Annotated in this window: 14 protein-coding genes; 8 read left to right on the top strand and 6 right to left on the bottom strand. The window is 43.5% G+C overall.

Annotated features, from left to right (window positions below; genetic code table 11):
- Window positions 1–23 precede the first annotated feature (23 nt).
- Window positions 24–743 carry a lipid-binding SYLF domain-containing protein gene (locus VME0621_RS03755; RefSeq protein WP_062455814.1) on the top strand — a complete coding sequence of 240 codons (720 nt, stop codon included), beginning with the start codon at window positions 24–26 and terminating at the stop codon, window positions 741–743.
- 89 nt (window positions 744–832) lie between these two features.
- Window positions 833–1,408 carry a DUF4136 domain-containing protein gene (locus tag VME0621_RS03750; protein WP_062455811.1) on the top strand — a complete coding sequence of 192 codons (576 nt, stop codon included), beginning with the start codon at window positions 833–835 and terminating at the stop codon, window positions 1,406–1,408.
- A gap of 74 nt (window positions 1,409–1,482) precedes the next feature.
- Here the strand turns inward: VME0621_RS03750 and VME0621_RS03745 are convergent, their stop codons facing one another.
- The 3 genes from VME0621_RS03745 to VME0621_RS03735 form a co-directional block, all read right to left on the bottom strand.
- Window positions 1,483–1,971: a fasciclin domain-containing protein gene (locus VME0621_RS03745; protein WP_062455808.1), complete on the bottom strand. Its 489-nt coding sequence runs from the start codon at window positions 1,969–1,971 to the stop codon at window positions 1,483–1,485.
- A 392-nt stretch (window positions 1,972–2,363) separates the two neighbouring features.
- A complete protein-coding gene (locus VME0621_RS03740; RefSeq protein WP_157769567.1) occupies window positions 2,364–2,891 on the bottom strand; it encodes a GNAT family N-acetyltransferase in 528 nt (175 codons plus the stop codon).
- 8 nt (window positions 2,892–2,899) lie between these two features.
- A complete protein-coding gene (locus VME0621_RS03735) occupies window positions 2,900–3,808 on the bottom strand; it encodes a hypothetical protein (protein WP_231892902.1) in 909 nt (302 codons plus the stop codon).
- Between the two features lie 280 nt (window positions 3,809–4,088).
- Here VME0621_RS03735 and VME0621_RS03730 point away from each other — a divergent pair, with 280 nt between their 5' ends.
- The 4 genes from VME0621_RS03730 (at window position 4,089) to VME0621_RS03715 (ending at window position 8,548) form a co-directional block, all read left to right on the top strand.
- On the top strand, window positions 4,089–4,886 hold the full coding sequence (locus VME0621_RS03730; protein WP_143696311.1) for a helix-turn-helix domain-containing protein: 798 nt from the start codon (window positions 4,089–4,091) through the stop codon (window positions 4,884–4,886).
- Window positions 4,887–4,982: 96 nt separating this feature from the next.
- Window positions 4,983–5,492, top strand: coding sequence for a YgjV family protein (locus VME0621_RS03725; protein ID WP_062455797.1), 510 nt, complete (start codon window positions 4,983–4,985; stop codon window positions 5,490–5,492).
- Window positions 5,493–5,594: 102 nt separating this feature from the next.
- Entirely contained in the window at window positions 5,595–6,014 is a 420-nt protein-coding gene (locus tag VME0621_RS03720; protein WP_006069193.1) for a universal stress protein, read from the top strand.
- A 173-nt stretch (window positions 6,015–6,187) separates the two neighbouring features.
- Window positions 6,188–8,548, top strand: coding sequence for a Lon protease family protein (locus VME0621_RS03715; protein WP_038226307.1), 2,361 nt, complete (start codon window positions 6,188–6,190; stop codon window positions 8,546–8,548).
- Window positions 8,549–8,594: 46 nt separating this feature from the next.
- Here VME0621_RS03715 and VME0621_RS03710 read toward each other — a convergent pair whose 3' ends face one another.
- Window positions 8,595–9,239 (bottom strand): flagellar brake protein, encoded by a 645-nt coding sequence (locus VME0621_RS03710; RefSeq protein ID WP_216613819.1) that lies wholly within the window; start codon window positions 9,237–9,239, stop codon window positions 8,595–8,597.
- Window positions 9,240–9,636: 397 nt separating this feature from the next.
- On the opposite strand from VME0621_RS03710, the gene VME0621_RS03705 reads away from it, so the two are divergent.
- Both VME0621_RS03705 and VME0621_RS03700 read left to right on the top strand, forming a co-directional pair.
- The gene (locus VME0621_RS03705) at window positions 9,637–10,638 is read left to right on the top strand and encodes a 2-hydroxyacid dehydrogenase (protein ID WP_062455790.1); all 1,002 of its coding nucleotides are present in this window, start codon (window positions 9,637–9,639) and stop codon (window positions 10,636–10,638) included.
- A 152-nt stretch (window positions 10,639–10,790) separates the two neighbouring features.
- On the top strand, window positions 10,791–11,438 hold the full coding sequence (locus VME0621_RS03700; protein ID WP_062455787.1) for a hypothetical protein: 648 nt from the start codon (window positions 10,791–10,793) through the stop codon (window positions 11,436–11,438).
- Between the two features lie 37 nt (window positions 11,439–11,475).
- On the opposite strand, the gene VME0621_RS03695 is transcribed toward VME0621_RS03700, so the two are convergent.
- Window positions 11,476–12,045, bottom strand: a complete 570-nt coding sequence (locus VME0621_RS03695; protein WP_051867914.1) for a glucose-6-phosphate isomerase family protein — start codon at window positions 12,043–12,045, stop codon at window positions 11,476–11,478.
- Window position 12,046: 1 nt separating this feature from the next.
- Window positions 12,047–13,174, bottom strand: coding sequence for an AGE family epimerase/isomerase (locus VME0621_RS03690; protein WP_062455785.1), 1,128 nt, complete (start codon window positions 13,172–13,174; stop codon window positions 12,047–12,049).
- Between the last annotated feature and the right edge of the window lie 46 nt (window positions 13,175–13,220).

The following is a 13,220-nucleotide window of genomic DNA, read 5'->3' as shown; positions in this document are numbered from 1 at the left end:
TATTTCTACTTGGGTTTGCTTATATGTCGTTAACTCATCGCACTCTATCAATGTTACTTTCCTTCGCCCTGTTAGCTTTGGTGCTACCGGCTAGGGCATATGCTATTGAATCATCAGATAACAAATCTTCTCGTCAAGCCCACGCTATCATTGTTGATTCTGCTGAGAAAATTGACCAGTTCGACTCAACATCTCATTGGGACTCGGTTAAAAATCTCACTGGTGTTGCTAAAGCCATCGTGATTTTCCCTTCCGGTGGACAAGGCGGTTTTTTACTAGGCATGCAAAGAGGTCAGGGCATATTAATGACCAGACAAGCACACCATTGGAGTCAGCCGGTTTTTATCAATTTCAACAGCTTTATGTTTGGGCTTTTGGCCGGAGCCCAGTCTCTCAGCGGCGTAGGTGTTGTGCTTTCAAATGATGTGCTGTCTACTTTACAGCATCAGCCAGTCAAATTAGGGGGAACGGCAGACCTGACTGTTGGTAAAGGTGTCAGTGGCAAAGTGATTGGTGGAACGAGTGGAATCAGTGCCATGATGGTATCTGAAAACAAAGGGCTTTATTTTGGTGGCAGTATTGATACGTTTCAACTGTCCTTAAATGATGAACTTAACAAGGCCTATTATGGGGAGGGTTTTGATTTAGAGCGCGTACTCTCCAACTTTGACGATAACCAAGGTACGGCACAAAGCCTGAGAAAGCGATTGGAAGGTATCTCGTATCGCGCTGTATTTGAGTAGAAAACTCATCGTTAATGCATGAAAAACGGTGTCATTCTTTATAGAGTCATTTAGTATTGTAACGGAAAGGCTAATAGAAGAGTGACGAGATGATGAAGAAACTATCCCTATTACTGATTGCTGGATTAGCACTTGTTGGTTGTACAACCACTACTATCTCACCGCAACCCAATTTATCCTATGGTATTGCTACCACTGGCGATTTCTCTTTTCTGCCAACACAAGGTGTTGCAACTTACGCGTGGAGACCAGACTCTGCTGTGGCGAGAGTATCGGATAATGTTGATGGCGAAAAGTATCTCAAAGTTATTAAAGATCTTATTGATAAAGAGCTTGCCAACAAGGGTTATGTTCAAGTTTCCTCTTCTCAACGTCCTAATATGTTCATGGATTTCGGAATTGCGACGGAATCTGGTATGAACGATCAAGAGATCTTTGAATCGACCCAAATATCTACCGGTATTAAGGTGCAGGCAAAACCTGGTGAGGAAGGTGAGAAAGGCAGTGTCTACGTCGCCGCTTTTGCCCCAGTTGGCGATTTCCCACGTTGGCGAGTGTTGGCGCAGGGGCCTACTGAGGGGCGCATTGATGACCCAAATCTGCAACATGAAATGGAAAGAATCATTACGTCAATGCTCAACTTAATTCCTTCTAGAGCCAATTAGCGCACTGATTTGTTGAGAGGTAGCCAGAAGTAGGTGGTCGTTGTCTTGGCCACCTACTCAAAATTATCCTGAGTTTATTTCGGCATGATTACCGTATCTATGACGTGAATTACACCATTCTTCGCCATCACGTCGGTAGCAACAACCGTTGCATTATCTACCATTACCTTACCATCCTTCTTAGTAATCATGATGTCTTGCCCTTGAACGGTAGTTGCCTTGTCGAGCCCCATGACGTCAGCTGCCATTACTTTACCAGGAACGACATGATAAGTGAGTATCGCGACTAACTTGTCTTTGTTTTCTGGCTTTAACAAACCTTCAACCGTACCTGCTGGCAATTTAGCAAAGGCTTCGTCGGTTGGAGCGAAGACAGTGAATGGACCGGGGCCTTTGAGTGTATCGACTAATCCTGCTGCTTGAACCGCAGCAACGAGAGTAGTGAACGAGCCATTTTCAGAGGCGACGTCGACAATGTCCTTTCCATGATGTCCTGCACTAGCCGAAAACGAAAACAGAAGCACAGAAAAAAAGGTTATCACGCGAGATATGAGGTATTTCATAGTTGCATTCCTTGTTTGTTCATATAGGCAGAGCTCTGTTACGTGTTGAGTTTTCTATCGATCACTTAGCAGTGATTGAAGTCATCGTTTAGCCATTAAGTGGCGCTAATCTCTAGTCACGAATATCTGAACTAACCTATTGATAATAAATGCGGTGGCGGATTAAAGATGTTGGGTTATATCATTAATAGAGGAGCCGATATCTAGTTTACTCCCGAACATATCAATCGGCTTTTAGCTCACGATTCAGTTGCAATCTAAGTGCGGCAGAGGAGGCAGCTTGGCCTCAAGAGTTATATCAATAACCCTGAGCAAATTACGCCGCATGAGTTAGCCACCGAGGTCATCTTGTTCAAACGTTAAGCTTGTTTACTGCTAAAAGAATGGCAGAACTAGAATGCTAAGCCTTTTAGCTCTACGTTGAATCGTGGCCATTTCTTATCAGTTAGCGGAGCAATCATGGCTGAGACTGAAGTGGCTCGCGGCGGAGTCTCTTCTCCAACTAGGTAAAGATTAGTGACGCGTTCATAGCCGCTAGAGCTGTATACTTCGTCTCTCCCAAATAATACCGAATAGACATAGCCTTGCTGCGCCATCCAGTTATGAGCCTGTTTTAACAACAACTTCACATACCCATGACCTCGATAATCCGGATGCACGCACACCTCAGCAACGCCGCCAATCAAGGCTTTTTGTGAGCCAATACGAGCTGTTTTCTCATGTACCGCCAGATGAGCAATAATGGCGTCTCCCGATGGTGACTTAATATACCAACGATGTTGTGGCATCTCATTGTAGTAGCGTTGCACCTTAAAACGCTCATCGCTGGGCTTGGTAAAACAGCGACTTAATAAAGCGATCAACTGTTGGTTGATGGTGTCGTCTACGTTGTCATCAAGTATGTATTTAATGTCTGTCACGATACTTCCTAGAGTTTTATACATTTATCTGTTGTTACGCTGTGTGTGCCTTTATCTGGGCCAGAGGCAATGGTGAGTCGACTCAGTATGGTGAAGCAGCGCGATTCACTCGAGTCTTTCATTGATTGAATACTAACGACGCCTGAATTACCGGAGGAACGGTTACTCCATGTCTTCGATTTACCTGATTTTGGATTTTTAACTAGGGCTTCGACTGCTTCTTTATGAAGTTCTTTATCTTTCTTGGTGTAGCTGTCGCTCTCTTTTAGCCCAAACGTATCAGCCGACACTTCGGTTATTTTATCAACCAATTGAAAAGGGGAACTTAAAATACCACCAATGACTCCGGAGACTGCACCTTTACTCGCTTCTCTTCCGGCCTGTTCAGCTTGCTCAACAAGGCCTTCTGCTTGAGAAAGAATATCAGGTACTTCTTTTCTTAGAGCTGCACTTTCCGACAAAATGAGCGGAATTTGTTTATTTGTCGAGGCGATTTGCTGGTTTGTTTGGCGAACTGTTGTATTGGTTTTATCCACTTCTGCCAATATATCGGGTACAGACTGATGCCATTTTTGAGATTCATTGAGAATGGGGGGAATGGCTTCACGCACTTGGGCGACCTCAGTGACAATTACCGGAACCTGCTGATTGACATCGTCGATTCGTTTTAGGACTTCTGGAATAAGTCTCTGGTACTCTTCACTTTGAGCCAGAATTTGAGGCACAATTTCTTGGATATTTTTTATTTCTTGAATGACAGGGGTGATTCTCTGAGCAGTCGAGTCAACTTGTGCCAGTAGCGTTGGAAGCTCGAGTCTGAGTTGTCTCGCTTCCTGCGTAAAGTTATAGATGGACGCTGCCATCACAATCAAAGCAATCGAAAAGGCGAACTTGGACGCCGCCACAAACTTTTCCATGTATTAAACCTATCACATCAATCCTGCATAACAAACAACATAACTGATGTGATTTTAGGAGTAAATGGTAGGTTAAATGCTAGGGTAGAAAAGTTTTTTTGTCTGCTTCTCATTGAAAGATGATTGGGTGTTATGATGGGTGACCAGCGCATCACTATGACGAACAAAACGAATAACAAAAAGACTTGAGTTGCTAGCTGCAAACTTCAGTTTGATGACTGCGGTTTAGTGTGAGTTTTATCTATTACTAATAAATCTAATAATAATGATTCGAGGTTATATGAATTCGTTTAGCCGCCAAACATTTTCCGAGGCGATGCGTTATTTCAGAAAACAATGTAAATTATCCCAAACAGAGTTAACTGACCAATTGTCTACCTCTCATAAGCTATATCAGAATGTGAGCCAGAGTATGGTTAGCCATTGGGAGAGGGGAAATGTTGAGCCTTCTCTATTAAGACGAATTGGTATCGCCAGCTTTTTCTCTCAAGATTATGTTTATGAAGACGCCGAAACTGCGATTATTTCAAAAGCACTTAAAAATAAAGATAATCTATTGGCCCAGCAGTGCCTTTATAATTTTACCGTTGATAAACAGGTAGTAACGCATTGGGATATGTTGGACGATAGTAGTCAGCAACTTATCCTGCAGGGCCACTCAAAAATATTCTCGTTACCTCTTGAACGTGTATTGAATAAGATGAATATTCAGCGGCCTCAGGTGCTGCGGCTATTGCATGGTGGCGCTATTATTGGGCATGCGATTTTCTCCATTGAAAACGGCGTATTTTCCCTTGCCAGCTACGGAGCTCTATCGGAAGAGGTTCGCATTTGTTTGACCAACACCATTCTAGAGCTCTGCATTGGTTGTGAGCTTCACGTATTGGTTCATGCATCTAGCCTGGAGTGTTTTTTGCGAGATATCTATTTGGAAAAAACGGAACAAATTGGCAATGTAAGTTTCTATCGAGGTCACAGTACTCAACTGCTTAATAACCCGCTTTCAGAACCAAATCTGCATACCAATAGTAACTTCAGATGTCTGCGTTATTTGCAACAAAAAGGAGCCGAGTTTTAAATGTAAGGAATGGATAACGCCTAGCTGTTAATCACAATACCGTTTCAAGACTAGTGACATAATAGTGTTTTAATAAAAACAATTAACGAGAGCTATGTGAGCAGTGAACTAATACAAGCATTAGGGTTTATGGCGTTTGGTATCAACCTCTTAGCAGGGAGTACCGTCAATGATAATAGAATGCGAGCCCTTATTTGTTGCTCTTGCTTGCTGTTTTCGACCCATTACTTTTTTATGGGGGCCGTGGTTGCTGCCATTAATCTATTGATCAATTCGGTGCGTGCATTTGTCTCTTTGAGGCTTAAAGGCGCGCCTATGTTTTGGTTATTTTTGGCTATCCAAACCGTAATGACCATCACCTATTACTCGGAGGCGAAGGATCTTCTACCTTGGCTGGCGTCCTCGTTGAGTTGTTGGGCACTATTTCTTGGGCATGGTTTAAAAATGCGATTGGCGTTTTTACTATGCACGTTAATTTGGTTGGTTAACGCGGTGATAGTAGGTTCTTATGGTGGGATGCTAAACGACACATTTAATGCCATCGTATTATCGACCACCGTGTATCGATTATATCGCCTGGAATGTCAGCCTAGCAAAGAAACTTGAGCGAATATGTAAACTTAGCTTGCTGGAATTAATTCACTAATATCTTGAGTTTTATCGTGTTAAGACCGAAATTATAGGTAGGTATCTTAACGGGACGAAACCATGCTTTATCAAACTATTCTTCTAGCGCTTGACCCAGCTGACGAGCGCTCTCACCGATTATTGGTGAAAGCTGGTGTTATTGCAGAGCAAAACAACGCCGATTTACATGTTGTTTATGTTGAGCCAGGAATCGGCAATAACAGCTTCAATGATCTTGAAGTCGAGTTAGCGTCTTTTCATGACTCCGAACAGTTTCGTAAGTTTGAAGAGCTTATGGCGCTTGCCAAGGGAACGAGTTATCCCATTCGTGCTATCCATATGTCGGAAGGGAATGTGACGAAACACTTACTTAAACTGATTGAGGAATTGAACGCGAACCTAGTTGTGTTTGGTAAAGAGCACAGCTTTTTCTCTGCGATCTCCGGCGCTGAATCTGAACTTCGAAAGCACAACTCCATGGACTTACTGTTTATTGGCTAAACATCTTGTCTGCGTGCCAGAGTACACCCTTACTCTGGCACTTTTCACTTCTATTATAAACTACTGCTTTGTCTAAAAACTGACCACTTAAACGTAATTTCTTACTAAGTCACTAAATTGTAAAGCCAATTCGGCTAAACTGAAGTGAAGAAGGAAATGATAAGGAGCTGGTTATGGCGATCCAACGATTAGAAACAAAACAGCTATACCACGCAGCAGAACTGGAAAAACTGCCTTGTAAATCCACCAAAGAACTTCCACCAATTGATGAAATCGTCGGACAAGAACGCGCTCAGAAAGCGGTTGAGTTTGCGATGTCGATTAAAGAGAAAGGCTACAACATCTACGCTATTGGCCAGAATGGTCTGGGCAAACGTACGATGATCTTACGTTATTTAAGTCGCCATCCTCATGATAGCAGTGACCTCTATGACTGGTGTTATGTGGCTAACTTTGCCGATACTCGAACGCCTAAAGTGTTGAAGTTGCCTTGCGGTGTCGGCGAGAGGCTAAAAAAAGATGTTGAAAAACTTATCCTCAAGCTAGTAAAAGCCATACCTATGGCGTTCGACAATGAACTTTACTTTGGTCGTGCTGATAAGCTTAAAAATGATCTCGCTAAGAAACAGCAAGTAGAGTTACAAAAACTCAGTGAAGAGGCTAAAGAGAAAGGTATTAGCCTGACCATTACGCCTCAAGGTGACTACCAATTTGTAGCGATGAACGAGGATGAACTGCATACAGAAGAAAGTTTTGCAGAATTGCCGGATGATGAACAGGAGCGCTTTGGTTTAACGATTGATGAGTTGGAAGTGAGCCTACGTGGAATGGCTCGTGAGCTAACCGACTGGGAAGAAACCTATACCGACAATATTCAAAAACTTAATGAAGAAGTGACGCTTGGTGTTATTAGCCATCTGATTAAAAAGCTTAAGAAAGAGTATAACGGTTACACTGAAATCAAGAAGTACTTTACAGAGTTGCAAAAGGACATCTGTGAAAACGTTGATATTTTCTTAGAGGAGGGCAGTGAGCAGGGCGAAATCGCGTCTGCTTCCCTTGATAAGAAGTTCCCGCGTCGCTACAAGGTAAACTTGATTGTTAAGCAGTCTTGTTCCGACTTTCCTATCATTGTGGAAGAAAACCCGAACTATCACTCATTATTCGGCTATATCGAGACGGCGACTTACAAAGGCACAGTATTTACCGATTTCTCATTGATTCGAGCTGGCAGCTTACATCGTGCTAATGGCGGCGTACTGTTAATGGATGCGGTAAAAGTACTGGAGCAGCCTTATGTCTGGGATGGTTTGAAGCGTGCTTTGCGTTCACGACAATTAAGTTTCACCTCATTAGAGAAAGAAGTCACTCTGACTGGTACGGTTTCGCTTGATCCGCAGCCAATTCCTCTTGACGTAAAGATCATTTTGTTTGGTGATTATCGTACCTACCAATTGTTGCAACACTACGATCCGGAATTTAGTGAGTTGTTTAAAGTGACCGCTGATTTCGAAGATGAGATGCAGCGGAGCGCGGACTCCGAGCTACATTATGCCCGCTTTATCTCCAGTATCGTTCATGACAACAATATGTTGCATTGTGACCGTAAAGCGATAGCTCGTATCATCGAGCATAGCTCTCGTTTATCGGGTGATCAAAACAAACTGTCATTGCACTCGGCACACATTGCGAATCTATTGCGAGAGTCAAACTATGTGGCTCGTAATGCCAAATCCAACCTGATCCGAGCTGGGCACGTTGAGCAAGCGTTGGAATACCAACAGATGCGAGTCAATCGTTTACAAGATAATGTAATGGAAGGGTTTGTAAATGGCACGACGCTAATTCATACCCAAGGATCGGCCATTGGGCAAGTGAACGCGCTTTCGGTTCTGACAACCAGCGATCATATGTTTGGCGCACCTAATCGCATTACCGCTACGACCTCTTACGGCGATGGTGATGTTATCGACATTGAGCGCAGTGTGGATTTGGGCGGCAGTATTCACTCAAAAGGGGTGATGATCTTAACGGCGTACTTGTCTTCGGTATTTGGTAAGACGGCTAAAGTCCCGCTGACCACGACCATCACCTTTGAGCAGTCGTATGGTGGTGTCGATGGTGATAGTGCGAGTATGGCTGAGTTTTGTGCGGTAGTATCGGCGTTCTCAGGACAGGCAAATCGACAAGACATCGCTATCACTGGGTCGATGAACCAGTTCGGTGAATCTCAACCTATTGGTGGTGTGAATGAGAAGATCGAAGGCTTCTTCGATGTCTGTGCCATTAAAGGTAGAACCTCTGAACAAGGCGTCATTATTCCTCGTTCAAACGTTCATAACCTAATGCTAAGACCTGATATCGTTAAAGCGGTTGATAAGGGTGAATTTAATATTTGGGCGATTGATCATGTGACAGAAGCGATAGAACTGTTTACCGGAAAAGAGGCGGGCACACCGTCATTGGAAGGCAGCTATCCTATAGATACTGTTTATGGCATCGCACAAGCAAGGCTCAACGCACTTAGAAAGTAGTTAGCCCCTCACGGGAGAGAAAGCCAAGTGTTATCACTTGGCTTTTTTAGGCGCGTAGTTTGAGTTTAGTACCATCAAATTTTAAGTGAGAGAGCAGCTCTTTTGCGTTCTTCTCTCCTTCTTCATCAAACTTTATTCCGTAACCAGTGTAGTGGCTGGACTTTTGCTGATTACAAATTAAACCTGATAGCGCAGGAAAGAAGCGGTCTTTGTCTCCACCTGCGGCGACTTTGAGGGCGACTTCCTGTCCAACGACCAAGCTCTTCCCAAGAGCTGGTAAGATAAATCGGCATCCACTTTTTGACATGTCACGAAGTTCACAACGAACTTGTGTATCACCAGTACAAAGACGTGCGCCCAAATTTACCTCATATCGTGGCTCCTTGCGGAGATTGGTCACCTGCATGGATTGGGGAATCGACAGGATGATTAGTGATAGCGGCTCATCAACGATATGCAACAGTTGGGAGCGGAACTGAACCACACCACCTTCTCCACGTTGAGAGATAGCACGAACGATTAACCAAAAGCCTTCTTGAAAAAAGTACTTAAGGTCACTTTCATCGATATTGGGGATTTCTAACAGAATGCGATGATCGGAGTGAGCACCAATGAATTTAGTCGCACTACGAAATGAGGTGCCAACGGGAGTGGTCACTGTAAGCGTCACATCCCCGCCATGCTCTATCATGGCTAAAGCATCCGTACTATTTAGTGTTTGTGTACTTTTTTGAGTTGTGTTGGAGAGTGTTTTTTTATTATTTGTTTGCGTCACTGCCTGTTATTCCTGACATTTGTTACTTCACACCTATTATTTTTTGGAATGGTGTTCGCGAAATACTAGGATCTCAAGCAGTGATATGCAATCAAAAAACTTATCGAAGAGTCAAAATATTGACTTAGTTGTCAATTTTAAAACTAAGTTGGGGATTCAAATGATAGAGGTATTAGAAAATTGATGAGTTTTATAGACGTTACAGCCATAACTTATTAATTCATCAACAGTTTAACCATACTTTTTGTCATGTGTAATTGCTTAAAAGTCGGCGTATGCTAACCGATATACAATAATCGATGGGAGAGTGAGTATGACTTCGATTGCTTTTTTCAGCTCTAAATCTTACGACCAGGAATCATTTTCAAATGTGAACCAACGCTTTGGCAATGAAATGCATTTTCATGATTTCAGGTTGACCGAAAAAACGGCCAAGATGGCAGCTGGATGTGATGTGGTGTGCGCTTTTGTCAATGATGACTTATCGAAGCAAGTGCTGATTAAGCTCCAACAAGAGGGAGTAAAACTTATTGCGATGCGTTGTGCTGGGTTCGATAAAGTGGACTTAGATGCGGCAAAGGCGCTAGGTTTGCAGGTAGTTCGTGTTCCAGCGTACTCGCCAGAAGCAGTAGCTGAGCACGCCGTAGGTTTGATGATGTGCCTAAACCGTCGCTTTCATAAGGCTTATCAGCGCACACGTGACGCCAATTTCTCATTAGACGGCTTAGTGGGTTTTAATCTCCACGGTAAAACAGCAGGAATTGTCGGCACTGGAAAAATCGGTGTAGCGACCATGCGAATCCTCAAAGGATTTGGTATGAAGTTGGTGTGTTTCGATCCTTACGAAAACCCACAAGCGTTAGAATTAGGAGCAACCTACTGTAGTAAGGAAGAGTTATTCCGTATCAGTGATATTATTTCTTTGCACTGCCCAATGACCAAAGACAACTATCATCTACTCAACGAGCAGGCATTTAGCTTGATGAAGGATGGGGTTATGATCATTAATACCAGCCGAGGCGAATTGTTGGATTCCTCTGCAGCTATTGAAGCACTGAAGTCTGGAAAGATAGGCTCACTTGGTCTTGATGTTTACGACAACGAGAAAGATCTGTTCTTCCAAGATAAGTCTAATGATGTCATCGTTGATGATGTATTTAGACGTCTGTCAGCCTGCCACAATGTACTGTTTACTGGCCATCAAGCCTTCTTAACCCATGAAGCGTTGGACAATATCGCTGATACCACATTGAACAACATCCAAGCGTTCTTCTCTGGTTCACCTTCTAGTAACGAACTCATCGAACTTAGTTAATGCTCGCATACCTAAGCCCAGCAACAGTGTATGCTGGGCTTTGTTTTTTCTATTACTACTCTTTACTAAAGCTATAGAATTAGACTGAAAAGAGATTGAAAACGTATGATTGCGGCCATAAGATAATCAACGAATCATAAGTGAGATTGAAAATGAACGAAAACGCCAAAAATGAGCTAGGTAAGCTATTAGTGAACCAGGAAGCTCTGCTAGAAGTCCTTTCAAAAAACCATGCTTCATTGACCGACTACCCGGAACTTCAGGAATATTTGGCTCGTAAAAATCCTAACGTTGCTCAGTATGCGAAAGCGGTAAGAGAAGGGCAGTTTACGCGTCAGGAGTATTTAGACGAAATAGGCGAACGTCTTAATTGGCTTGCTTATGAGCTTCAACCACTTATTGATATGGAGTTCATTATTAATCGCGTTGCCTCTATCGTTGGAGACGACATTGATAAAATTAAGACGCTGACTATCGAAGACATTGGTGCCGATTGTATTTCTAAGTTACTCAATCTTATTGGGCACGCGGTCTACGCTACGCAGCAGGTAAAGCCAAGTTACCCATTCCTTGCGACAAAAGGTCAAGTTGACCACGTTTTCTGGAAACAATCACACCTTGCGTATGATGCATGGGCAGAGGGGTATCAAAGCCATTATAAGCTGACGAATTTCTGCCAAGATCAACTTGATTGTAAAGCGCCACAAAGTTCAGTCCGATTCTTCCGTCAGTTCGGTGACCCTCGTGATATTCCTGAGTGGCGCGAGTATGCGGGTTATGTGGTTGAAGATAACGCGTAATATCAACAATGATGAGTGCAAGGGATTTGCACTATCGTTAAACGGTTTGCTGCTCTTCCTCAGAAACTATTTGGTATCCGTCATTACTTTTTAGTACCCGTACTTTAAACCCCACCTCATTTAGAAAATCATAGTTATGTCCTGCTATGGCAGGCCAAACAGCAAGTGCAGATAATCGCGTGTTACCTGTATTGATCAATCGATGGGCGACAAAGCCTGGAATATGATGCACGCTGCCTGGGAACACTTTCTCAATCGACACTTCTCCTTGCTCTGTTTGCATGAGTAATAAACCCTCACCCTGCGAGCCGAAATAGAACTCTGCTTGCTCTTTACGTTGGTGGATGTGACCTCTCGTCATGTGGAACTCATCACCTACAGAACCGGGCTCAATATGCGAAACACCAAAGTTTAGTTCTCCTTCTGCATCCTGGGCAGGTAGCATTTCTACTTGGTAGATAATTTGGTGCTGTGCACTTGCGGCACGTTGGGTTTCGTCAGCAAATACACCTTCAAGTGAGCCAAGTGTAGTTTCTTTGCAGACGACGTTTTCTGCATCAATATGACCAGTTAAGTAATTAATGCTAGGAGGAATAGATAAATGCATGTTAATCCTTATTGGCAATTCTGAGTAATTCAGAAAAGGCTAGAAATAGATGATAAAAACTGCTCGCTGGAGAGTGTTCATTTAACGGTTCACCCGTGCTATCTACTTGATCGACCCATAACCCTGGCAACGCTGGATTCAAGTAATGAACGAAGATGTGTTCCACTGCTTGACTGACTGCGGCTCTGCGAGTTTCGCTAGGGTCTCTTTCCCAAAGTGCAATACAGGCTTTTAAGTACTCGGTTTGACACCAAAGGCGTGATGTTGAGCGCAACGGCTTGCCGTTGGCGTATATCTCGTCTCTAACAAGACCATTGTCGTTGTGCCCATATTGCTGTGCAAAGTGGTACAACACGTCGATGTTTTTTTGGACGTCAACGCCAGTCAGTTTCTGATAATGGCTGAGTAACCAGATCCATTCATAATGATGACCAGGGTCAATATGGGTACCTGTTTCCACGTCAAGTGAGAAATCGGCCTGAAAGAACTCGGCTAAATGGTCACTTTGCATAAAATGAGTTTGGAACAACTGATAGATTTGTGTTGCTCGCTCTAGCCAAATGGGGTTGTCGGTATGCTCATAGCTGACCACTAACGCTTCGAACAAATGCATGTGGGGGTTTTGCCCTTTGTTGACCGCGTTGCCTTCAGTCAGAAAGAAACCACCTTGTTCTGTATCCCAAAGGTGCGTTGAGATGTATTGATAAATGGCTTCCATTGAGGCTAGTGCACTTTCATCCGCCGCTAGTTTGTAATGCCAAGCAAACCCAAGAAGGGCGAAAGCTTGTTCGTATAGGTTGATCGCCTCACTCTCACTGTCATTGCTTTTACACAGCGCGAAATGATAACCGGATGATGGTGAGCCAAAGTGTGCGAATCCTCGTTCAATGGCCGCTAAAACTTGATTGCGACCGTCGATTAGATTGAGCTCAGTGGCGTGCGCGAAGACGTAAACCTGGCGTGGTTGTACGCGAAATCTTAGTAAACTGTCACTAAACTCTTGTCCGTCGGAAAGTAAGCCTTCGGCAAAAATCCCGTTTTGATGGGATTGTGCTTTTTGCCACCGAGGTAGGGCATGCTGGGTGAGCCAGTGTTGGCAACGAGCAATTTGAAAGGTTAGGGAGTCCATGGTTTGCTCCAAAGAATAGGGCACTCAATGAGCGCCCTAAGTATTG

This window comes from Vibrio mediterranei (assembly GCF_900088415.1).
Taxonomy (GTDB): domain Bacteria; phylum Pseudomonadota; class Gammaproteobacteria; order Enterobacterales; family Vibrionaceae; genus Vibrio; species Vibrio mediterranei.
Note: the sequence above shows the minus strand (reverse complement) of the source record. Positions and strands in the feature narration are given on the sequence as shown.